The 22874-nt window shown below is 37.9% G+C and carries 21 protein-coding genes and 1 tRNA gene; 7 read left to right on the top strand and 15 right to left on the bottom strand.

The window, feature by feature from the left end:
- Nucleotides 1–5 precede the first annotated feature (5 nt).
- Nucleotides 6–1103 carry a hypothetical protein gene (locus tag KYH19_RS11645; protein WP_219078838.1) on the top strand — a complete coding sequence of 366 codons (1098 nt, stop codon included), beginning with the start codon at nucleotides 6–8 and terminating at the stop codon, nucleotides 1101–1103.
- Between the two features lie 311 nt (nucleotides 1104–1414).
- Here the strand turns inward: KYH19_RS11645 and KYH19_RS11640 are convergent, their stop codons facing one another.
- Together KYH19_RS11640 and KYH19_RS11635 are read right to left on the bottom strand one after the other, a co-directional pair.
- Nucleotides 1415–1792, bottom strand: a complete 378-nt coding sequence (locus tag KYH19_RS11640; protein ID WP_193420123.1) for a response regulator transcription factor — start codon at nucleotides 1790–1792, stop codon at nucleotides 1415–1417.
- 61 nt (nucleotides 1793–1853) lie between these two features.
- A complete protein-coding gene (locus tag KYH19_RS11635; RefSeq protein ID WP_219078837.1) occupies nucleotides 1854–2123 on the bottom strand; it encodes a hypothetical protein in 270 nt (89 codons plus the stop codon).
- Nucleotides 2124–2906: 783 nt separating this feature from the next.
- On the opposite strand from KYH19_RS11635, the gene KYH19_RS11630 reads away from it, so the two are divergent.
- Complete coding sequence (locus KYH19_RS11630; protein ID WP_219078836.1) at nucleotides 2907–3659, top strand: hypothetical protein; 753 nt, start codon at nucleotides 2907–2909, stop codon at nucleotides 3657–3659.
- Nucleotides 3660–3904: 245 nt separating this feature from the next.
- Here KYH19_RS11630 and KYH19_RS11625 read toward each other — a convergent pair whose 3' ends face one another.
- Together KYH19_RS11625 and KYH19_RS11620 are read right to left on the bottom strand one after the other, a co-directional pair.
- Nucleotides 3905–4939 (bottom strand): hypothetical protein, encoded by a 1035-nt coding sequence (locus KYH19_RS11625; RefSeq protein ID WP_219078835.1) that lies wholly within the window; start codon nucleotides 4937–4939, stop codon nucleotides 3905–3907.
- Between the two features lie 76 nt (nucleotides 4940–5015).
- A complete protein-coding gene (locus KYH19_RS11620) occupies nucleotides 5016–6530 on the bottom strand; it encodes a sulfatase-like hydrolase/transferase (protein ID WP_219078834.1) in 1515 nt (504 codons plus the stop codon).
- An 839-nt stretch (nucleotides 6531–7369) separates the two neighbouring features.
- Between KYH19_RS11620 and KYH19_RS11615 the strand changes: the two genes are divergently transcribed.
- Entirely contained in the window at nucleotides 7370–7966 is a 597-nt protein-coding gene (locus tag KYH19_RS11615) for a Crp/Fnr family transcriptional regulator (RefSeq protein ID WP_219078833.1), read from the top strand.
- Nucleotides 7967–8059: 93 nt separating this feature from the next.
- On the top strand, nucleotides 8060–8866 hold the full coding sequence (locus KYH19_RS11610) for a sterol desaturase family protein (RefSeq protein ID WP_219078832.1): 807 nt from the start codon (nucleotides 8060–8062) through the stop codon (nucleotides 8864–8866).
- A gap of 484 nt (nucleotides 8867–9350) precedes the next feature.
- Here KYH19_RS11610 and KYH19_RS11605 read toward each other — a convergent pair whose 3' ends face one another.
- The 6 genes from KYH19_RS11605 to KYH19_RS11580 all read right to left on the bottom strand — a co-directional run bounded on the left by KYH19_RS11605 (nucleotide 9351) and on the right by KYH19_RS11580 (nucleotide 14922).
- A complete protein-coding gene (locus KYH19_RS11605; RefSeq protein WP_219078831.1) occupies nucleotides 9351–11120 on the bottom strand; it encodes an alpha-L-fucosidase in 1770 nt (589 codons plus the stop codon).
- A gap of 373 nt (nucleotides 11121–11493) precedes the next feature.
- Nucleotides 11494–11578: transfer RNA gene (locus tag KYH19_RS11600), tRNA-Ser, on the bottom strand.
- 95 nt (nucleotides 11579–11673) lie between these two features.
- Entirely contained in the window at nucleotides 11674–12663 is a 990-nt protein-coding gene (locus tag KYH19_RS11595) for a YihY/virulence factor BrkB family protein (protein WP_219078830.1), read from the bottom strand.
- Between the two features lie 8 nt (nucleotides 12664–12671).
- A complete protein-coding gene (locus tag KYH19_RS11590) occupies nucleotides 12672–13079 on the bottom strand; it encodes a thioesterase family protein (RefSeq protein WP_121286531.1) in 408 nt (135 codons plus the stop codon).
- Nucleotides 13079–14134, bottom strand: coding sequence for an endolytic transglycosylase MltG (gene mltG, locus KYH19_RS11585; protein ID WP_219078829.1), 1056 nt, complete (start codon nucleotides 14132–14134; stop codon nucleotides 13079–13081). The genes KYH19_RS11590 and mltG overlap by 1 nt, the downstream gene beginning before the upstream one ends.
- A gap of 17 nt (nucleotides 14135–14151) precedes the next feature.
- On the bottom strand, nucleotides 14152–14922 hold the full coding sequence (locus KYH19_RS11580) for a PASTA domain-containing protein (protein ID WP_219078828.1): 771 nt from the start codon (nucleotides 14920–14922) through the stop codon (nucleotides 14152–14154).
- Nucleotides 14923–15123: 201 nt separating this feature from the next.
- On the opposite strand from KYH19_RS11580, the gene KYH19_RS11575 reads away from it, so the two are divergent.
- The 3 genes from KYH19_RS11575 to KYH19_RS11565 all read left to right on the top strand — a co-directional run bounded on the left by KYH19_RS11575 (nucleotide 15124) and on the right by KYH19_RS11565 (nucleotide 17281).
- Entirely contained in the window at nucleotides 15124–16110 is a 987-nt protein-coding gene (locus KYH19_RS11575) for a D-alanine--D-alanine ligase (RefSeq protein WP_219078827.1), read from the top strand.
- A 64-nt stretch (nucleotides 16111–16174) separates the two neighbouring features.
- On the top strand, nucleotides 16175–16756 hold the full coding sequence (locus KYH19_RS11570; RefSeq protein ID WP_219078826.1) for a Crp/Fnr family transcriptional regulator: 582 nt from the start codon (nucleotides 16175–16177) through the stop codon (nucleotides 16754–16756).
- Between the two features lie 132 nt (nucleotides 16757–16888).
- Nucleotides 16889–17281: a DUF983 domain-containing protein gene (locus KYH19_RS11565; protein ID WP_219078825.1), complete on the top strand. Its 393-nt coding sequence runs from the start codon at nucleotides 16889–16891 to the stop codon at nucleotides 17279–17281.
- A gap of 428 nt (nucleotides 17282–17709) precedes the next feature.
- Here KYH19_RS11565 and KYH19_RS11560 read toward each other — a convergent pair whose 3' ends face one another.
- From KYH19_RS11560 to KYH19_RS11540, 5 genes are all read right to left on the bottom strand, one after another.
- On the bottom strand, nucleotides 17710–18477 hold the full coding sequence (locus KYH19_RS11560) for a copper homeostasis protein CutC (protein WP_219078824.1): 768 nt from the start codon (nucleotides 18475–18477) through the stop codon (nucleotides 17710–17712).
- Between the two features lie 25 nt (nucleotides 18478–18502).
- On the bottom strand, nucleotides 18503–19381 hold the full coding sequence (locus tag KYH19_RS11555; protein WP_219078823.1) for a YegJ family protein: 879 nt from the start codon (nucleotides 19379–19381) through the stop codon (nucleotides 18503–18505).
- 42 nt (nucleotides 19382–19423) lie between these two features.
- Entirely contained in the window at nucleotides 19424–20458 is a 1035-nt protein-coding gene (locus KYH19_RS11550) for a N(4)-(beta-N-acetylglucosaminyl)-L-asparaginase (RefSeq protein ID WP_219078822.1), read from the bottom strand.
- Nucleotides 20459–20707: 249 nt separating this feature from the next.
- Nucleotides 20708–21511 (bottom strand): nitrilase family protein, encoded by an 804-nt coding sequence (locus KYH19_RS11545; protein ID WP_219078821.1) that lies wholly within the window; start codon nucleotides 21509–21511, stop codon nucleotides 20708–20710.
- Nucleotides 21512–21531: 20 nt separating this feature from the next.
- Nucleotides 21532–22677: a methionine aminotransferase gene (locus tag KYH19_RS11540; RefSeq protein WP_219078820.1), complete on the bottom strand. Its 1146-nt coding sequence runs from the start codon at nucleotides 22675–22677 to the stop codon at nucleotides 21532–21534.
- Nucleotides 22678–22874 lie beyond the last annotated feature (197 nt).

Raw genomic sequence — 22874 nt, 5'->3', positions numbered from 1 at the left:
GTACAATGAGAAAAATCTTCACTATCCTACTGCTTTTCTTCTTTTTTCATCAATTACAAGCACAAGTTCACATATCTGATAAGATTGATACGACCTCACAAAAAGCTAAAGATTTTTGTCGTTTTATTAAGGTTTACCTGGGTCAGGATACCACTACAAATAAGTTATGGCATCCTAAATATAAAAACAGGTCTTTCTACGATTATAATATGGACTGGCTGTGGAACAGGTATTCACCAAAAAAGTTTGCAACGAAATTTGATCTTCAACTGGTAGAATTGCAGTCCATTAATGACACCTTATCTTACTTTAAACTGCTTGCCCGCAGTAAGCCGGATAAAGAGGGCAATACTTATGTTAATATTTATAAATATTATATCGTAAATAAAGACGGGAATTATTACCTGGATAATTGTAAGGCGTATGATTCAAAACTCTTTGTTAGGTATGAAACTAAAAATATTCATTTCTACCTTTCGCCTTTTTACACGATTAGTAAAAAGGCTATGGACAGGGCGAGCGAAAGCCTGGATTCGATACGCAAAATATTAAAACGCCCGGTATTGAAACAGCCCATTGAATACTACATGTGTTCCAATGAAGGGGAACTAAATAACCTGGCTAATATTATTATCTGGGGTAATGGCGGTCTCACTGGCTTTACCAACAATGTGGATGGGTATATTGTAGGCATTAACAACAACCCTTCTTACCAGCATGAGTTTATTCACGCAGTTTTAGGCCCAGGCGCCAATTGCTTCTTCTTACAGGAGGGGATAGCTACTTTGTACGGTGGTACCGACAAGGGCAAAACTACTTACATTAAAGGCATTCAGGAACTTAAAACATGTTATAACAGTGGTAATTGTAGTTTTGATAAATTGTACGCCAGGGAAGTTAATGGTAAATACAACAGTGCGCTTACCTACACATTTGCAGCTGCCTGTTGCAATTATTTGATTAAACAATACGGAATAAATTTTCTCTACCAGTTATATTATGATAAGAGCATTACTTCTGATAATTTTTTAGAAAAAGTTATGCTAAAAACCGGGAAGAGCAGGGAAGATCTAAAAAAAGGTATAGAAAAGGAAATCTTATAGTATAGCCCTCAACTGCTTTAATCTACTTTGGTTATTAGCGAAATCATAAACCGTAACATTTGATAATCAGAAGCAAAGATATGCCTGCATTTAATCTTTTTATAACTACATGAGATATATAACCATATTCTGCCTGTTTTTCAGCTTCAGCTCTTTTAGTCAGGAAAAAAAATATGATCTTGCCATAAAAAATGCAAAAATTTTCGACGTTAAAACTGGATTAAGTAGTGGCTATTACAAATAATTTCTAATACAACATTAAGGAAGGGAGGCTGTACCTTATTCTTTTTTTAACATCCCCAGAGCTATAATTAATGGGCAGGTGGATTATCTTTGTTTAATAGTTGTACAATTTTTTCCAGCATTGCGAAAATATCAAACGGTTTTTTTATAAATTCTTCTGCCCGGCAACCACTGTTCATCTGTTGCAGATCGGCATGTGCACTCATCATAATTACTGGTGTGGCTGAAGTTTTTGGTGACGACTTTAACATCTTGCATACCTCAAGGCCATTCCCGTCAGGTAACATTACATCCAGTATGAAAAGATGCGGACTGGAATCCTTTTTGGTTAAAAAATTATTTACGGTAGTGTAGCATTCGACCTGATAACCTTCTTCTAAAAGAAGAAACTGTAATATATCTCTAATGCCTTCGTCATCTTCAAGGATTCCGATCAGTTTGTTCATAGTATCTTAATTCAGTTCATAGACTGATGTCCGTTAATAGCGCAGCGGAACAATTTTAACATTATTTATTACCAGAAGTGGTGTTGTCTTTTGCTCCCTCTTCATATCTCTTTTCTTTTTTATCCTCGTGTACAATAAGTGATTCGGGGGTGGCGGCCGCATGATTAGAACCCGTTCCTGAAGTTTTGGGCAAACTTAAAAGATCATTGTTATTGTGCTCCGGAGTAATTTCTATATCTGTATTGCCCAGGGCAATCTGGTTTAGCTGCTCTGAATCATTTCTTTGATCTGCTTGCACTTCTTCTTTTCCCTTGTTTTCTGTATTTGACATAAATGTAGTTTTATAAAAAATAAACAGCATAAAAAGGACGAAAGTTTTAATTAATGAAAAAGAACATTTCCAGCAATTCTTTATCAATAGGAGTAAGGTTTGTTTTGGCCGATCTTTTTTAATCGATATCCCTTACTAGCGCAAGTTTTTATGTATGGGGTATTGTTGGGACTGACTTGTGCTTTACAAGTTGTGTTCTTCCTTCATCGGCAAACTCGAAATCAGTGTACAGAACACTTTTATTTGCACCTACATAAAATCACTGGTTTTGGGGTTCTGATATGAATTGGGCAATGCTTTTCAAACCTGGACAGTCTACTTTATGATCTAAAAAGGTAAGGTTATCTACTGCCTGGCAAATCAGCTGTTGTATTCTTTCATTGCCTAAATCAAGGTTTATCAACCCTGTTCTACGGTTATTCCAGCGGTAGATTATGACCTTTGCTGGTTCTGGAGAGGATTAGAGATGAAAATAAATCTTTAATAGATTTGATCAGAGAAAATATTTTTAAAGAAGTATTTAACAGATCAAAAAGTTCAGATCTCTCATGCTATGTATCAGATGATTTTGTCTTGTTATTGGATGCTGTAAATTCCGGTTATGAAAGCAAATGATTAAATTCTCTTATAAATCGATATATTATAGGTAATATTCCTATAGGAGATATTGCGGGAAAAAGAAGGTACACTTTCCTCGTTAATTGGATCGGCATTTGATGTTAAAGAATAATATTAACGGAGGTGTCCATTTTCACCTTTTTTATTACAATCAAATAATCAGACATGAAAGCTAAGCTTTTTTTATTGGCTACAGCCTTTATATTAATCTCGGTAAAAAGCTTTGCCGGCTGGTACAATACTTATAATTACACAGGTCTTGTCGGCAGATATCCTGTTACTTTGTCTTTTCAGATAAAAGAGAGCTATTTTGGTGAGCCTGCGAAAAAGAGATTTAATGTTATCGGCGTATATAAATATGATAAAGTTAATCATCCCATCAGGCTTGAAGGTATTTTTAACCAAAATACCCAAACCATAAAAATTTATGAAATAGGGGCAGGGAACAATATTGCTGCAACTTTTCATCTTAATTTTTCACTTCAGCAACTCACAGGTACCTGGAGCAGTAGTACAAGTAAACTAAAGGTAAACCTCCGGCTTGTAGACCGTCTCAGTGATCGCTCGGACGAATCGTTTGACAATATCCAGATCCTTCAGTATCCTTCTTTAAAGAATTACTATTTTATCGGTATTTATGCTAAAAAGAGCCAATCATCAGAGGCATACATGCGCGCGTTAAAGATCATGGATAAGCGAACCAATAAAACTTTTCAAACGTTTAATTTTGATAATATAGAAACACCGACAGGCAACCTCATGACGATCATCTATGATAATATTACGATCGGAAAAGGCAACAGTTTCCTCGTCTCCAATCAGATTGGCAGGGTTGGAGGATATCTCAATGTAGACTTTAATATAAAGGAAAAACAATTTGTTTTAGATCCTGAACCCGTCGCAGAAGGCATAAATTAATAATTTAAAAATCTTTAGCGTAGGATGACTATCTGAAGGATGCACTATGGCTAAAATAGTAATTTACTTACAGCGATTTTTCGAAAATTTATTCTATGCTTAGTAAAAGCAATCCATTATGCTCAGCGCGAATGCAAAAGGCTACTCTTTACTATCGCAAGTCTTAGTGTGCAGGGTGACGGCTAAGGCCCTCGGCACTAAGACTTGCGCTAGAATGGGACAAAAACTCAAAATTACATTACCATCTATTGTTCGGTATGTACTTTTGCAACAAAAGAAGATACTGTTTTTGTATCAGTACTATCTACGACTACGTAAATACCTAAAATATTATCCTGATATACTGTATTAGCACTTGTAACACTTGAGTCTGGAAAATCGATATCTATCCAATTTGCTTCTCCAAATGATCCGTCAGAATTTCTACTAACAGAAACAAATGATGCTCCATTTTTTTCTCCATTTACCGTAAGCCAATCCGATGGCATATTATAACCACCCTCTTTAGAAATAGTAATGCCTTCAAAATGAGTTACTATAGACAAAACTGTTTCGTTTTTATAGCTAAATGATTTCAAATTACTGGTTTGTTTCGTTTTAGAATTATAATCAACCAAAAAGGCCTGACTTATTTTGCCGAATTTTGGGCTTGTATATCCTCCTGCCATAGTATAACTATCTTCACCATTATGCCAAATGCCATACAAAGTAGTGGTTAATGAATCGGATACTTTAAAGTCTGTACATTTTTTATTGACTATATCATAGAGAAATGCGTATCCGTTTTTATCATCATCAACATCATAATTTCCAACAGCAAGACCACCCATTACACTATGAACAAATACATTATTTGTATTCCCGTCATTGGGTGACACCTGAACCCACGTTCCTGAACCATCAACAGGACCCTCGTAAAAGAACCCTAGATTTCCACTAGGGGCTTTACCGGTAGAGGCTGATATTTTATAAGATCCAACTAACTGTATCGTACCATGAGGTCCATTATTAGGTCCGTAGCAAGAAGTATTAATAACGGTAGCTTCTGGTGAACCCGGAAAATTAACATTATACCACTTTCCTTCGTTACCGTTTCCTTTAATTGTTCCCTCATAAATTAATCCCTGAACAAGATTATTCGAACTTACTAAACTGCCTGCGATATATACATTTTCAGACTCCGAAACTCCTCTGATTCCTTGTATGGTTGTTTGCCCGGCAGGATTATTAAAATCTGCATAACTTACTGTATTTACCTCTGGTTTTATATTTTGTGACATAATTTTGCTTTTTTTATTACTATTTGAATGGGTGTATTTTAGATTTTGAAGATGTTTTTAGTCGAATGTTGTATTACTAATAAACATCTTTTGGCATATTGACCCAGAGTTTTTCTATCTCAAGCTGGTGCAATTGCCCTTCTAAATCTTTTCTAATTTCGCTATATGTCGGATCATAAGCAAGATTGGTACTTTCTAACGGATCATTGACTAAATCATACAGTTCATATTGTTTGAAATAAGCTGTTGAAGCATCAAAGTAATAATCGAATTTCCACTTTTCTGTTCTGATACAACGAATACGGTTAGCAGCTTTTACAATCGTCCAGCTGCTATTAGAGCCTGCCTTAATATCATCATAAGTAAATAAGATACTATGCTGAACGGGAGTATTATTCTCCATTACAGGAAGTAAACTTGTACCCGAAAGTCCTGCAGGTGGATTTGATACATTTGCAATATCAATAAAAGTGGGCATAATATCGGCCAATGTCGCCAATGCCATTGATTGTTTTATTTTGTGATCCTTAAATAAAACTGGATTTGAAATTACAAGTGGTACTCTTAATGCTTCTTCATAAGCAACAAAAGTTTTCTGACGCAATCCTCCGTGAGCCAAACCCATTTCTCCGTGATCAGATGTTAAAGTAACAATTGCAGCATCTGCCAATTTATTTCCATGCTCATCTTCTTTGTATAATTCTTCAATCAGATATCCAATTTCTTTATCAACATGACTTAATAAATAACCATAAAAATTAATATAGTTTAGTTTATCCTCTTCACTAGCTATTTGGCCCAGACTTAATGCCATGCTGAGTAAAATTTGTTCCTGTGCTATTGGTTTTTTATTTTCAAGTAAATTTTCATTTATGGTAGAAGGAAGTCCAATTTCTCTGCCTAGCCAGCTATCGGAATGGTATCCTGAAGTCCCTGCCGATTTTGGATACGCTAATACGTCATGTGGGTTGACCAGTGAAAGAATAAGACAATACGGTTTATGATTTCCAGCGGCTCTTTGCGCTTTTACTTCCTTCAAATATTGTATGGCTTCGGCTGTATATTTTGCATCATGATTTGCATATCCACCACCAAAATTAAGGGGATTAACATCTTCGCCAGCATCTGGAGCCACCCATCCCATTGCTCCGTATAATGAAATATCTGCCGCGGTTAAACTTTCGTAATTTGTTTTAGTTCCATTAGGCGCTACTCCTTTACTCATATGCCATTTGCCTCGGTATTGCACATCATAACCATCTGCCCAAAGTACATTCATTATATTGGGCAAAGAATTACTTAGCGTTGGTTCTTGTGGAGATAAAAGACCTCCTTCGGTTAGCGTTTGGCTTACACCATGTTTGGCAGGATATGTTCCTGTAAATAAGGTTGCCCGGCTTGGGGAGCACATACAGGTATTGCAAAAAGCTCTGTCAAAACTAAATCCATTCTGTTTTAGAAACGTTAGCGTTGGGAGATTTTTCTCTTCCCATCCAAGTGGAAAATGTTGTGTGGCACGTTGCTCATCAGTAACAATAAGAATCATGTCAGGCTTTTGCCCAATTTCATTGAGTTTTTCTTTTAAGTTCATTGTTTATTTGTTAAATTATTAAGAAAAGGATGTAAGCTTTTGTCAATTGTTGGACAACCCTCAACAACCATAGGTTTTAAAGGGTATTACCAATTGCAAGCCCGTAAGAAAAAATGAAATAGAAAATTTAAGGTAAGACTTTACACTTCTCCGTTTGGTATACTAAATGTAGTCAGGAAAAAAACACAGTCAAATACTTAATTTTAAGTATTTGAACATCTATAGATAAAGGTTTTTTTTTACGTCTGTTTCAGCTAAAAAGACTCGGCCGATGCGCTTTACTAGCGCAAGTCCAATGTCATTAAGTTAAGATACGGCACAAGAAAATAATTTAACCACAGATAGGAAGGATGCGCACAGATATCAAAATCCGTGTTTATCTGTGCGCACCTGTGGTTAAAACCCTTAACTTAATGACATTGAGGGCAATGTCTTAGTATGCTGGTGATGGGTTGGCTAACTTGTGCTTTCAGTGCATCTTAACTATTGAGATATTTAATGTATTGATTTAACGAAAGCACGGTGCAGACGACGGCTTAGACCCTCGGCACTAAGACTTGCGCTAGAATGGAGAAAATAATTCATCAGTTCAGGATAAGACCTGATGAAATTACCATAACGTTCTTCAGCAACTCTGGCTGAAAAAATCCAAGAGTTTCCTGTATCATCGTTTACGGACCAAAATTGCTCCTGCAACGGCAGAATAAACAGTGTCCTTGTAAGCCTTAAGAATACGCTATATATTCGCTGCATCATTAAGATCGTATTGGAGATAATTTTGCAGGCTTCCCGTGATATTTTTAAATTAGCAATTGCTCATCGGTATTTTTATATTTAATATGGGAACATCAATTGATACTTTACAGGAATTATTGTTTGATTTAGCGGGCGTATTGCCTGCCGATACCGCACCATTATTTGCCATGGCGACTATGGTATCGCTGGAAACCAACGAAGCCTACATCCGCCAAGGAGAAAACAGCCGTCGACTGGCATTTATTGAACAAGGTGTCATCAGGGCATACACCATTAAGGAAAATGGAGATGAAGCTACACTTATCCTACGCTGGGAGGGCCAGTTTATTGCCTCACATGATACGATTATCAACCGACAACCTTCACGGTTTATTTACCGTGCGCTGGAACCTGTTAAGTTGCTGCAGATCGATTATGATGTTTTGGAGGAGATTTTGAAAACCCACCCGGAATATGAACCGCTCCGTAACTTCTTCCTGATGAAAATGCTGGCGGAATCTTTAAAAATGCTGGAATCCTTTGTGACACAGTCGCCGGAAGAGCGTTATCGGGAACTCCTTTCCGAGCGTTTCGACCTGGTAAACCGAGTGCCTGATAAATATATCGCATCTATGCTCGGTATCACCCCGGTGTCTTTAAGCCGAATTCGCAAAAGGATGTATACAAAAGGAAAACAGTAAGATAAATTATCCTTTGTTAAGCCCCTAAATTATCTTTTGTTAACGGCGGACGATCTATCTGCTTTATACTTTTGAAGTATAAAATTAATAGATATGGAAAAGATAATAGAAGCCATCATTAGTATTTTTAGTATTTCGGCTATCCGGTATTTTATACTTGCGGGAATTCCTTTTGGGCTGTTTTATTTGCTTATGCCTGCCAGGTTAGGTAAATTTAAAATTCAGCAAAAACTAGCCACAAAAAAAGACTTCATCCGTGAGATATGGCATTCCATGCAGAGTACACTGGTATTCTCAATCATCGCAGTTGCGTTGGTTTTCACGCCTCTTCATCAATACACCCGAATTTATGCAGACATCAATGATTTTCCAATATGGTATATAGGTGTGGCATTAGTGCTGAGCTTAATTATACATGATACTTATTTTTATTGGATGCACCGGTTGTTACACCATAAAAAATTGTTCAAACTTACCCATTTGGTCCATCATAAGAGCACCAATCCCTCTCCATGGACATCCTATAGTTTTCATATACTGGAAGCCGTTACTGAGGGACTTGTATTAGTGCCAATTGTAATCCTGCTGCCGATGCATCCTGTAACGATATTACTCTTTACCGTAACTGGCTTCACCATTAATGTTTACGGACACCTGGGCTATGAAATTATGCCTAAATGGTTCCGCTTTACCTGGGCATTTGAAATCCTGAATACTTCGGTACACCATAACCTGCATCACAGTAAATTCAAGGGGAATTACGGATTGTATTTCAGGATCTGGGACCGGATGATGGGCACAGAACATTCAGATTATGTAAAGGAATATGACCGCTTGCAGGATCAGCGTTTTAATCAAAAGCCGGTGGAAGAAAAGAATCAGAAGGTTCAGGCAGTGTGAAAATACGAAAGCTACTTTTTTCCAAAGTGGAGGGCTGCAAAGCAGAGGCTTTCCACTCAAATATTTCCCTGGAGATAACGAAAATGCAATCAAAATCCAGATATGGCGTTTATATCTGCTGTAAAAGTCGTACAAGTAAAGCTTAAAAGAAAATGGGCATTCTCCAATCTGAGGTCAATTATCAGGCCCTTGGAAATAGATTTTAAAACATAAACAATATTAGCCAGCTATAAACATCAAGGACAATATGTGGGCATTTCGGCGCAAATGGCCACATATTTACTATTTGTAAAGATTAATATTTGAAAATTGCTATTCCCAGCAATATGATCCGTCCTGTGTGGAAAAAGAATTAGTTTAAATACCCATATTTCTATTCATTGACTTAATATACCACAATTTGCATTATTAGCTAAGGTTTATACTCCCTCGCCTGTATGAATCGAATAGGAGAGACCCAATCAAATACTCCCATTCAAGCAAATTAATCTACTTTAAATACCACAGCAGTCGCATAAGGCATTTCTGAAGGGCAATTTATAATCAATCCATCATTCTGTTGTTTCCACTCCAGTTTACCCTTATATCCTACCAAGCTGACATTTTTTATTGCTTTATTTAAATAGTTCTGCTCCAAACCAAGGGATTTGATTTTTAACTCGGCTCCTTTTTCTGGTGCAGTCATACAAAAAGCATAAAGTGACCCGGTTTTACCTACCGTAAAACGAAAATCTTCTTTGCTGAATTTGAATTCTGCCTGTTTCTGGCCCAATTTTCCACCAGGTAGCATTTTTAGCTTCCCATTTTGCTGTTCCCCTTCTCCCGGGATTTTCCAGGACCGGCTTCCGTATACCGCTTCGCCGTTCCTGCGCATCCATATACCTACTTCTTTAAGCATCTTTAAACTGCCTTCATCCAATGAACCGTCTGGCAGTAATGAAACACAAAGTGCAGCATTGCCGTCTCTGGCGATTGCCTCAATCACATATCTGATCATCATACCGGAATCATATGTAAAGTTGGGTGCATAATACCAATCTCCAACAGGCGCTTCTGCAATCCAGGGCTGATTTGTTTTGATGTTTTCCGGAACAGCGAATTCCTCTGTAGTAACTATACCGCTGGTTTTGTCACGGAACTTAACAATACTGAAGGTATTCACCTTTCCACGATGCGCCATGGTTCTGTTGTAGTAGTCTGCAATTACGCTCTGCATAGCATCAGCCTTATAACCGGTACCTGTACCATTACCCGTAAAAGGGCCTTGTACCGTGCCATCTGTATAAATAAAGTCCGGATCATAGTGTTCTACCACATCCATCATGCGCATTGCCCAATTTGTTGCATACCATTTGGCATAATCCAAGTGTTTACTGAATATTCCCGGCGAAGGCGGCGAAGAGCGACTGTGCGATTTTTCTGCCACCCCTTTGTATTCACGCAAGTCAATTCCATAGAGCATGCGTGGGTCGTAACCCTCCCACCATTTGCCTTTTCCATCTGCAAGCGTAAGATTACCATCATAAGGGATTCCTTTTTTTGCACCTTCAGTATCGCTGCCGAATGCTGTTTGCCACCACCACCAGGTATATTCGTGATGAAAGGTAACACCATAGCGGATATTATTTGCACGGCATGCTTTTGCCCATTCCCTTAACAGATCTCGTTTAGGCCCGATATTGACAGAATTCCATGGCTGATATTTCGAGTTCCATAAATCATAGTTGTCATGATGTACACCCTGGATCATTAAAAATTTTGCTCCTGCATCTTTATATATTTTAGCCAGTTTTGCCGGATCCAGCTTTTTAGGGTTCCAATCACGAAGAACTTCTTTGTATCCGGCTTCTGATGGATGACCATATTTTTCCTGATGTTTTTTATATGCGGGGGTACCTGGAGTATATAGCCTGCGCGCATACCAATCTCCACTTTCGCCGGATGCCTGTGGCCCAAAATGAACCCAGATGCCAAACTTTGCGTTTCTTAACCAGGCTGGATCTCCCGGATAATTGGACTCAATAGATTCCCAGGTAGGCTTAAAGGGGCCTGGATAAATGGGTAAATTAAGTTTTACTTCAGAAAATGAGTTCCAGTCGCCCATTGGCGTACTATCTATTGCTCCGGGAGGAGGTATCTGTGGTATTGGAGTGACTTCTTTTACAGCACTTTTTTTATTTGTTGATTGTGCCCGTATTGTTGTAAAACCAAGTAAAATAATAGCAAAGCAGACACTGGTTTTTAAAATTTTCATTATGAATTAAATTAATATTGTAATCTAACCAACCTCAGCAACACACTGATGAGGTCAAGATTAATAAACTTCAATATAACACTTATTTCCAATCTGTGAAATCAATTGTAATATGATTGCAAGCCTCTTGTTTGTTTTACCCATACTAGCTCATACTAGCGCAAGTCTTAGTGTACGGGGGATTGTTGGGGCTGACTTGTGCTTTGAGACCTTAACTAATTTAGACTTGTAGAGAGATTAATACATTGAATTTAACTAAAGCACAAGTCAGCAGACGATGGTTTAGGCCGGGGGGCTAAGATTTGCGCTAGGATATTTTTTTTTAAAAACGAAAAAGCCTGAAATCTTGCGATTTCAGGCTTTAAATTTTCAGCGGAGAGCGAGGGATTCGAACCCCCGGACCTGTTACAGTCAACAGTTTTCAAGACTGCCGCATTCGACCACTCTGCCAGCTCTCCGCTGCAAAAGTACAAACTCAGCTTAAATCTGCAAACTCCGAATGCTTTTTTTTTTATATAAACTTGATAATTACTTAACACAGAGGGAGAAAAAATTATTTCTTCTGTATATTTTCTTCAATTGGCTCCGATTTTTTGAACAAATTAAAAGTAGGGCGGATAATCTTCACACTTCTTTTGCTCACATCAACGCTGGCATTGAGCTCAAAACCGATCAATAAAATTAATGAATTGAGGTAAAGCCAGATCATCACCACGATTAATGTTCCGATAGAACCATAAACTTTATTGTAGGAAGCAAAATGGTTAATGTAGAAAGAAAAACCCCAGATGGTAAGAAAGGCAAGGATAGTAGCCAGCCATGAACCTGCGCTAAACAAGCGCCATTTTTTGGTATGCGATGGGCCGTAGCGGTATAAAATAGAAATGGTGATGAAATACAAAATCGCCAATAATGCCCAACGCGTAAATTTGATGGTATAAATCAAAAAACTATCTTTTAAGTGCAGTTCGTCGTTAATCTTGTTCAGCAAAATTTCGCCCAAGGCCATGGCACTGATGCAGATGATGATCGAAAAGCAGATAATCACCGTTAGTACAAGCGCAATTAAACGTTGTTTTATCCAGCCCCTGGTTTCGATAATCAATGATGATTTATTAAAAGCCTTCATGAGGTTTTTAACTCCATTGGTAGCAAAAAACAATGCTGATAAAAAACCGAAAGATAACAAACCTGTGTTTTGCTTTTTAATGATGTCTTTCAATGTTGTTTCAAATGCATCAAAAGCATTGTGAGGAAGTACCAGTTGAATTAAATTTAAAAGCTGATCCTGGAAACCCTTTATCGGTATAAAAGGGATCAAAGTAAACAAGAAAATAATCCCCGGAAAAATGGCCAGCATGAAACTGTATGCCAAAGATGATGACTTATTTACCAATGCATCTTTTCCGATTTCACGAAAGAAAAACGTAGCTACAGTATACAAAGGTAGTGGACTAAAACCAGGCAGAATGCATTCTTTCGTCCATTCTATAAATCTAGAATAGAGTTTAAGATGTAATAATTGCCTGTGTAACCATTCCATTGTATTGGTTAATTAAAAAACACCGATAATTTTTCCATAAAATTTTCGGGTGGATTTGTCGGTTTATTTTTCGCCATATCAACAAAAACCAATGTAGTTGCCCCAATGTTTATGAGTTCTTCTTTTTCGTTATACAACTCATACTCAAAAAAGATCCTGATGCCCGGCAAGGTTTTGATAATTGTTTTTACGGTAATTTCCTGATCGTAAAGAGCAGGTTTAATGTATTTGCACTTTAATTCTAAAACTGGCATCATAATGCCATCAGCCTCCATAGAGCTATAGCTCATACCCAAACTGCGTAACATTTCTACCCGGCCAACTTCGTAGTATTGAGCGTAATTGCCATAATACATATAGCCCATCTGATCGGTTTCGCCATAACGAACCCTGATTTTTGTACTGTGGCTATACATTATTTAAATATATTTCTTTTGTTTAACGCTTCACGGTATTTCCTTGCATTGATTTCGTGCTGGGCTTTATTTTCAGCGAAATTATGGTAGCCAGAAAAATCTTCTTTCGCACACATGTAAATGTAATTGTTGTTATCGCGGTTTAGTACAGCATCAATAGCATTTATACTAGGCATCATAATTGGTCCTGGAGGCAAACCCGCATATTTATAGGTGTTGTAAAGGGATTGTACCTGCAATAATTTGCCGGTTACCCTTTTTACTGTAAAATCGTTGTTTGCAAAAATTACTGTCGGATCGGCCTGAAGCAATATGCCTTTATTTAAACGGTTTAAGTACAAACCCGCTATAATTGGCATCTCTTTGTCGTAAAGTGCTTCTGCATCCACAATAGACGCTAAAGTGTATACTTGTGCCGGTGTGAGATTTAAACTTGCGGCCTTTTGCTTGCGGTCCGCTGTCCAGAATTTATCATATTCCTTATGCATGCGCTCAAAGAAATCAACCGGCGAAATATTCCAGTACATTTCGTAAGTATTCGGGATGAACATGGCATACACGTTATCCTGGTTAAAACCATATTTACTGATTAGCGCTGTAGAATCTAACACATTGATAAAGCTTAACGAATCGGCTTCCAGGTTGCTGGCCAGATAGGCTGCAAAGTTTTCTTTCTTACGGATGTTATGGAATTTCAATTTAACGGGATCCTGGTTTCCAGCTTTGATCAGGTTAATCAACGTACGGTTGGTCATTCCTTTTTTCAAGCGGTAACGTCCGGGTTTAACACTTGTGGCCAAATTCATTTTTCCGGCAGCTGTTGTAAAAGAAGAAATGCTTTTTAACAGATCTTTCTTTTTAATTTCTGCAATCAGATCATCGTAATTACTCCCGGTTTTGATATATAAATATTTTTGATTTTCGGTAACGTTAGGGGCAAAGTATAGCCTGTAAATATTTAACGCAAAGTAACCAGCAATTAAAATAACAACAAGTGCAATGCTTATTGCAACTTTTTTGCCTGTACTCATGTTCTTTTTTTCTACTTCAGTCATCTGTAATATAATACTTTTTATTGTTGTTTGTTAGATAGTGTAATGTTAATCCTGGTGCCTATAGCCACTTTGGTTAATGAATCAGCCAGCATAGGATCTTGTTTAATAATCACAGCAGCAGCACTATCGGTAATAGGTCCATCGTAAATGATGTTGCCTAAACTCAGGTTTGAACCCTTTAGGCTAAATTTAGCTTCATCAATGGTTAAACCCATTAACTGTGGAATATCTACTTCTTCATTTCCACGCCCATCGCCTAAAACCAGGTTAATCCTCGAGCCAACAGGCACAATCTGTCCGGCTGCAATCGGCTGACCACCAAAAGAGGCTTCTAAAACCACATCACGGCTTACATCCGGCTTATAGGTCGTATCTCCGAGCTTTAATCTCGAACTCTCTATAATGGCCTGGGCTTCCCTTAAAGTTTTAAACGCTATATCAGGGAATTTTGTATTCGGTGTTTTGCCTGCATTAATGGTTAAATAAATGGTACGGTTATCTTTTACAAAAGTATTGGGGTCAGGATCCTGGTCAATTACAATTCCGGCAGGTTGATCCATGATAAAAACAGAATCTACTTCATATTTTAATCCGGCATTTTCCAGTTTCTGAACGGCCTGCTCAAAAGATAAACCTTTAACCATAGGTACATTTAGGCCCTGTCCGTGTTTGGTGTAATATCTTAAACTAAAAAAAGCAACCAATAAAAGCACTACAACGGTTACTATCGCAGCTAATATGTTGTTTCTAAACGATTTGGATTTTAAATACTCTGTAAATTTAGACATGAATCTTAATTTGGGTTATGCGTACAAGCTCAAATGTAACTATTTTAATGATGGATTGAATTATCGAATCTATTTCTTCACTCAATCATTCGATTACTCACTCCTTCAATAATTCTCCTTCAATAATACTAAAGCACAAAGATATTTATATTTTTGAGGATATATTTATATTCAATTTCTATTTATAAAAGGATTTTTAACATGAAGAAAACGATAGCATTGTTAACAGGCGGTACCACAGGCGAATGGGTTGTTTCTGTAAAAAGTGCAGCCACTATTGCTCAGAATATCGACTCCGATTTATACGATGTATATAAGATTATGCTGAACGAAAAGGGCTGGTTTTATGAACCTGCAGATTCTGTTAAGATTGAAATTGATAAAAATGATTTTTCCTTAACACTTGAAGGAAGAAAAATTAAGTTTGATGGTATTTTTATTGCCATACATGGTTCACCTGGCGAGGATGGAAAATTGCAGGGCTATTTCGATATGTTAGGTATCCCATATACTGCCTGCGATGCATTAACCTCGTCCATTACCATGAATAAAGGTTATACCAAAGCTGTTGTAGAAGGCATTGATAACCTGCACACCGCAAAATCTGTTCAGATATTTAAAGGTGGCAACTACAATTTAAATCAGATTAAGCAAAGTTTAAGATTGCCATATTTTGTTAAACCCAACAGCGGGGGCAGTAGTATTGGCATGACCAAGGTAAAACATGCCGATGATCTGGAAATGGCCATTGAAAAAGCATTTAAAGAAGATAGTCAGATTTTAATAGAAGAGTTTGTAAGTGGCAGGGAGTTTTCGATCGGCATTTTCGGCGCTGAGGGCAAAGTCGTTGTTTTACCTGCAACAGAAGTAATCCCGAAAAATGAGTTTTTCGATTTCGAAGCAAAGTATACGCCTGGCGCAACAGAAGAAATTACTCCCGGTAGAATGAGTGCCGAAGAGGTGAGCCGTGTGCAACAGGTGGTGAAGGAAGTATATCAGAAATTAAATTGCAGGGGAGTGGTACGTATTGACTACTTTCTTGAGGAAGGAACTGGCAAATTTTATTTTATCGAAATCAATACCATTCCAGGACAAACAGCAACCAGTTTTATTCCACAGCAGGTAGCTGCAATGGGTATTACACTTAAAGCATTTTATACCCTTTTAATGAAAGAAACGCTGGGGTAGTACTTGTGAGTTCTGTCATTCTAAATGCAATGAAGAATCTTTATACTGATTTACCTGAACAATAATGAACTTCCAAAAACTGATTGATAAAGGTTTAAAACTCAAAAGTTATTCAAAAGATTCGGTTATTTACGAACCGGGGATGCAGCCGCGTTACGTGTATTTCATCAAATCGGGCGAGGTGCGAATGGTTACTGTGAGCGATGAGGGAAAAGAATTTATTCAGGGCGTTTTTAAAACGGGGCAGTATTTCGGTGAACCTGCTTTATTAATCGACCGGCCTTATTTAGCCTTTACCATTGCCAATAAAGATTCTCAGCTTATTGCAGTAAATAAAGAAGATTTTTTTGAACTGATTAAAAACGAGCCCGATTTTAGCATGGAGCTGATCCGTACTTTAAGTAACCGCCTTTTTTATAAATCGATGATGCTGGAGGAACTGGCGAGCGAAAAGGCCGATCATCGTTTGTTAACGATGATCAATTATCTCCTTGGCGATATTGCTGTAGGTGAAAATTTAAAAGTAACGCGACAGGAATTAGCCGATATGACTGGCTTAAGGGTGGAAACCGTTATCCGTAGCACTAAAATATTAGCGGAGAAAGGCCTGATCAAAACCATTAAAGGGAAGATTGTAAAAGTTTAGCGTTTTATTGGGTTAGCATGAAGGACCAATAAATAATGACGAGCGAGCTGATAAACAATGCTCAAACATGACTTAGATCATAAATTAGTGTCTAATTTTAGGCTTATCTTTGTACTATCAAATTAGAAGATTATGGCTGAGTTATCCAAATTCCAGGCTTTTGTACAATGTAAATGCCCACGTTGCCGCAAAGGAGATATTTTTACAGGGAGTGCTTATTCTTTCAGACTACAAAAAACAAATGTTAACTGCCCGCATTGCAACTTAAAATTTGAGCGCGAGCCAGGTTTTTTCTATGTGGCCATGTTTGTAAGTTATGCCATGAACGTCGCAGAAATCATAACCATTGGTGTCGCATCCTATGTTTTGGGTTTAGCCTTAGTTTATGAAAACCTATGGTACTATGTTGGTTTAATTTTAACAGGAGTTTTATTGTTATCACCAATTAATTACCGCTATTCTAGAGTTATTTTGCTTCATTACCTTACGCCAGGCTTGCATTATGTTCCTGGAAGTGGAGATTAGTAAACTATAAGAACCTGCTTAAATTTTTATAGCAAATACTACATAACCTTTGCTGTCACGCTGAGCGCAATGGTTTGTTTTTATTAATGGGTTGGCATGGTCTTCGACTACGCTCAGACTGACATACGAATTTACTTAATTTTTAAACAGGCTCTAAATAAAAGAGACTACACCATAAAATTAATTCTCTTCAGATCTTATCATGTTGAGTTCATCGAAATAAGCTTACAATAATCTAGCCCTTCTATAACTCCAATAGAAAGGTTCGTCATTGCGAGGAGGAACGACGAAGCAATCTCATACTGAAGATTCTTGGTTAAAGATTGCTTCGCCGGCTGAAAGAGCCTTCTCGCAATGACGATTTATTGAGAAGACCAGATCTTCCTTATAGGTTTACGATCTGTTATAGCTGCAAAGCAGATGCTATGTTAATTAACCACCTTATTTATACAATCAACCAAAGCTTTCACTTTTGTTTCTGAAGTGAGTTCATAACGGTATTCGTCCTCAATGCTGCCCATTTTGGTTTCCGTATTTCTGAATTCCATTTTACTCGGCACAAATTCTTTTGCTGAGGCATGAAATTGTGTGGCACCGGTTTGATCAATAAGGTTTTTAATGTTGTTTTCGTTAATCCCTGCACCAGGCATAATGGTAATCCGGCCATTCGCTTTTTTGACCAGTTGTGCTAGTTTTTCTGCACCCAGAATTGCAGAAGAAGCACCTCCGGAGGTAAGCACTCTTTTTATGTTGAGTGAGATTAAATCTTCCAATGCCTGATCCATATCGTTGCTCATATCAAATGCCCTGTGGAAAGCAACCTCCATAGGTTTGGCTAACTCGATCAGTTCAGCACATCTCGCTTTGTCAATAGTGCCATCTGCTTTAAGTATTCCGATAACTATTCCTTCGCAATTTAATGATTTACATATTTTTATATCTTCTTTCATTAACTCAAACTCGGTATCAGAATACAAAAAATCGCCTCCACGCGGACGGATAATCGGCCAGATTTCGATGGATAGATTTTTCTTAGCCAAAGCAATTTGGGCATAACTTGGTGTGGTGCCACCTTCTGCCAGGTTATCGCAAAGTTCCACTCTTCTTGCTCCACCATTTTGGGCTGCCAAGGCAGAGGCATAAGAATTTGCACAAACTTCTAAACAAGCATTTTGTGTGATTGGATCACTTTTCATTTCTATTAATACGATGTAATTTGAATTATTCTTCTGTTTCTACAGGGCCTAAAACAACCCAGCCTTTTGGCGATTTATAGGTGTTGAGTAGCTGTGTTGATTTTCCACCATCCGGAAACCAGCATACTTCAGTAATTATCCAATGGGAATCATCAATTTTTTTTCTTTCAGGGAAAGCATTTTGAAGACCTGAAAAATCAGGGAAACCATGTTCTTCGGTATTATTGATAAAAGATAATTTAAGTACTTCTGCTGTTTCAGTGATGATGTCATCATCTAATTCCATTTTCAATTTGGAAAGCATGATTCTTGCTTCCTCGAAGAAATCTTTACATGCTATTGCAGCATCAAGATCCCTAGCATTATAGGCATTCTCCAAAGCTAATATTGCACCTTCTGGTGTTTCAAGATTGGCTTTGAAATGATCAACCCCTTCATCAATATATAAGCCTATACTGTCATCAAATGCTGCTTTCTCTTTTTCAGGTATACCGTCTCTGATAGCTCTTATGGTGTAACCGCCAATTAATCTGCCATTTTCAATACTCATCCAGTCTGATATCAGGTCGCGATCAATTCCAATTTTCTGGTTTAGTTTCACCGTGCCTACACTTACAGGTTCGTTACCTACGGTACCAAAAAGATTGCCTTCATCATCAAAATGTGGTTCAGTCAGCCAAATATGCTCGCTATTTTCTCCATCTATAATATGAACTTTAACAGAGAAATAAGCATGGTGCGGCTGGGGATTAGTCAGGCTTTCTTCGAAATACCAAAGCGTTAAATTGGCTTTTTCTATCGCCCAGTTCATACGCTCGTCTTCGTTAGGCACATAAACCATATCAGGCTCACCCTTGCGTTCGGCAACGTTTTTCTTTCCAAAAATATTAGATAATAACCCCATTTATTGTTTCATTTTATTTATCGTTTGAAAAAAATCAAGCTATTAATAATAGCTTTTGCCTTTGATTAGAAGATCTTGTTTTTCTGCGTTACAGACCGCATAGCTAAAACCCTGCTGAATGGCATAAGCACCATATTCGCCTTTTTTATTAATAGCTAAAAAGCCTACTTGTATATTTTTAGCCGTTTCGGGCTTCTTTTTAATAATACGCATTACGGCTTCTTTGCAGGCGGCTTCGGGTGTATAACCCTGACGCATGAGTTCTACTACTAAAAATGAGCCCACATTTCGTACCACTTCTTCACCTACGCCAGTTGAGGTCGCACCACCAACTTCATTGTCTACATAAAGGCCGGCACCAATAATCGGACTGTCTCCAATTCTTCCGTGTAATTTATAAGCCATACCGCTGGTTGTACACGCGCCGGAAATGTTTCCTTTAGCATCAATTGCGAGCATGCCGATGGTATCGTGGTTGTATTGGTTGCCCGGAAGTTTTTGCGGTGCCGCTTTCTCGTAGAGCTTATTTTCGATATTCATTACAGGGGCATATTTCGCCGTTTTCAACCATTCTTTCCAGGCCTTTTCACTGGCAGGCGTAAGTAAGTTTTCTTTTTTGAATCCCTGCTCCAAAGCAAACTGTAAAGCTCCATCGCCAGCTAACATCACATGCGGGGTTTTTTCCATTACTTTACGTGCAACGGAGATGGGGTGTTTAATATGTTCCAATGCCAAAACAGCGCCGCAATTACCGAGTTCGTCCATAATGCAGGCATCCAGGGTAACGTGGCCATCGCGATCTGGCAAACCGCCATATCCGACAGATTGATTCTTTTCATCTGCCTCAGGTACCCAAACCCCTTGTTCTACGGCATCTAAGGCACGTCCACCGGAAGAAAGTACTTTCCATGCATCGGCATTTGCCGCAATTCCAAAATCCCAGGTAGAAATTACGATCGGGAAATTGCCTGTTTTTCTTTCTTCATTCGGAATTACATTAGCAATACTACTTTTATCGATAGCCAGCAATCCGGCCGATAGGGCAGATGCTTTTATAAATTTGCGGCGGTTAAACATTTTTTGGGTTAATTGTTGAAATTGGCTAAATAGTTAGTTGTTTGATTGTCGAATTGTTATTTTGTTAAATCGAACGATGCTGTTTGAAAATTACGATTTGAACATCGGTTATAATTCATTAATCGTTTTACTTCCGTTGTAAAATTACGATTCGATTATTGGTTATTTAATTGTTATATTATTGTGATTGCTGAATTGTTGAAACGATCGCTCCAGTTGGATTATTTTAATTTGACTATTGGATATAATTTAACTAATGGTAAACCGATCTGCATCCTTTAAAAAAGGAAATTGCCTTCTCACTTTAACCAGTTCTTCGTAATTGATGCTGAATGTATATAAATCTTCATCTTCGGGTTTATAATAAACCGTATTGCCGTATGGATCCAGGCACATCGATAATCCGCTGTGGTAAATCTGGTTTCCATCATGCCCAACACGGTTTACAGCAATCACATAACTCTGATTTTCTATTGCCCTTGCCGGAATTAATGCTTTCCAATGTGCCGATCGTTTATCTGGCCAGCTGGCCACAAGAAGTAAGATGTCATATTCCTGGTCTACATTACGCAACCAAACCGGAAAGCGTAAATCGTAACAAATGGCCAGTCTGATTTTCCATCCTTTAAGTTCGACTATAAGTTTTTCTTTCCCGGGACTGAAGTGATGATCTTCATCTCCCATGCCAAACAGATGACGTTTATCGTAATGCTGGTTTTTGCCATCTGGTTCCATCCAGATCAAACGGTTAAAATATTGATTGTTTTCTTTTATAATGATACTTCCTGTAACCACACAATTGTATTGGTGTGCCATTTTTTGCATCCACTGCATCGTTTTACCACCCATTTCTTCAGCTAAAGCCTCAGAATTCATGCTAAAACCTGTGTTGAACATTTCGGGTAAAATAATAATATCGGTTTTTTCCCTTACACCCATCGATAATCTAAGTGCCAGATTTAAGAGGTTTTTCTCAATGTTTTCCCAAAAAAGGTAGGCCTGAAAAACAGTTACTTTCAGATTTTCTATTTGAGTGTAAACAGGTGCTTCCATGGTATATTGGTTTGGTCTGGTTAAACATTTTTTAATTTCCCGGCCGCTAAGGCAAGTGTAGCGTTTTCTTTAGCAAAGCAAAACCTGATGATTTTATGATCAGTTGCTTTTTGGTAAAATGCAGAAACCGGAATGGTGGCCACTCCAAATTCCTTGATCAGCCTAATGCTAAAGTCAGTGTCTTTTTCATCGCTAATGTCACTGTAGCTTGCGCATTGAAAATAAGATCCATTACAAGGCAAAAGTTTAAAACGACTTTCGGCCAGAAGATTTCTGAAATAATCTCTCTTCTGTTGAAAAAAACTGCCTATTTCACTATAATTTTTTGGCTCTTTAATGTAATCGGCAATGGCTTGTTGCATGGGACTATTAACGCTGAAAACATTAAATTGGTGTACCTTCCTAAATTCTTTGGTTAATATCTCAGGTGCCAAACAATAGCCCAGCTTCCAGCCGGTAGCATGCAAAAGTTTGCCAAATGAAGCTACAATAAAACTTCTTTGCTTTAATTCCGGATAGAGCATTACACTTTGGTGCTTTTGTTCGTCGTAAATTAAATGTTCATAAACTTCATCGCTCAGGATTAAAATGTCGGTGCCTGTAATTAATTTAATGAGCGATTGCATATCATCTGACGATAAAATACTACCAGTTGGATTTTGTGGCGTATTTAAGATGATCATTCTGGTTCTGGCTGTAAACAACTTCTTAACCATATCCCAGTCAATGGCATAATTAGGTGGAGCAAGCTCGTAGGTTTTAACCAGGCCACCTAAAAGTTTAACGGTAGGTGCGTAACTATCGTAAGCCGGTTCGAAAATAATAACTTCATCACCTGCATTGATAATGGCTGCTAATGCGGTAAAAATAGCTTGCGTTCCACCGGCTGTGACTGTAATTTCTGTTTCAGGGTTATACTTGATGTGATATAGTTTTTCAACTTTCTCTGCAATGGTTTCCTTTAAAAAAGTAGAACCCGGCATTGGTGCATATTGATTAAAACCATCTTTCATGGCTTTATTTACCAATTCAATTAGTTTTGGATCGCAGGCATAATCAGGAAATCCCTGAGAAAGATTAATGGCATTGTGTTCTGTGGCAAGTTTACTCATCACCGAAAAAATGGTGGTACTTACGCCAGGAAGTTTAGATTGTATATGAAGCATCTTATAAGCGAAAATAGGAAAAAAAGCTTAAAGCGTAAAAAGCTATGCCAAAGGCGTTGCTCATGTTCGTGCCATTGCTGTTGTGCATCGGGAAATAACTTCCAGGAATCATTGAACCTTCTGGTTAAATAACCGTCTCCTAAAAACAGTGGGTTATCAGTGAATTTTAACTTGCATTTTGTATTATTTCAAATATA

Origin of the sequence: Pedobacter sp. D749 (genome assembly GCF_019317285.1) — a bacterium.
Lineage (GTDB): Bacteria > Bacteroidota > Bacteroidia > Sphingobacteriales > Sphingobacteriaceae > Pedobacter.
The sequence above is the reverse complement of the archived record's forward strand: the minus strand, read 5'-3'. Positions and strand labels throughout refer to the sequence as shown.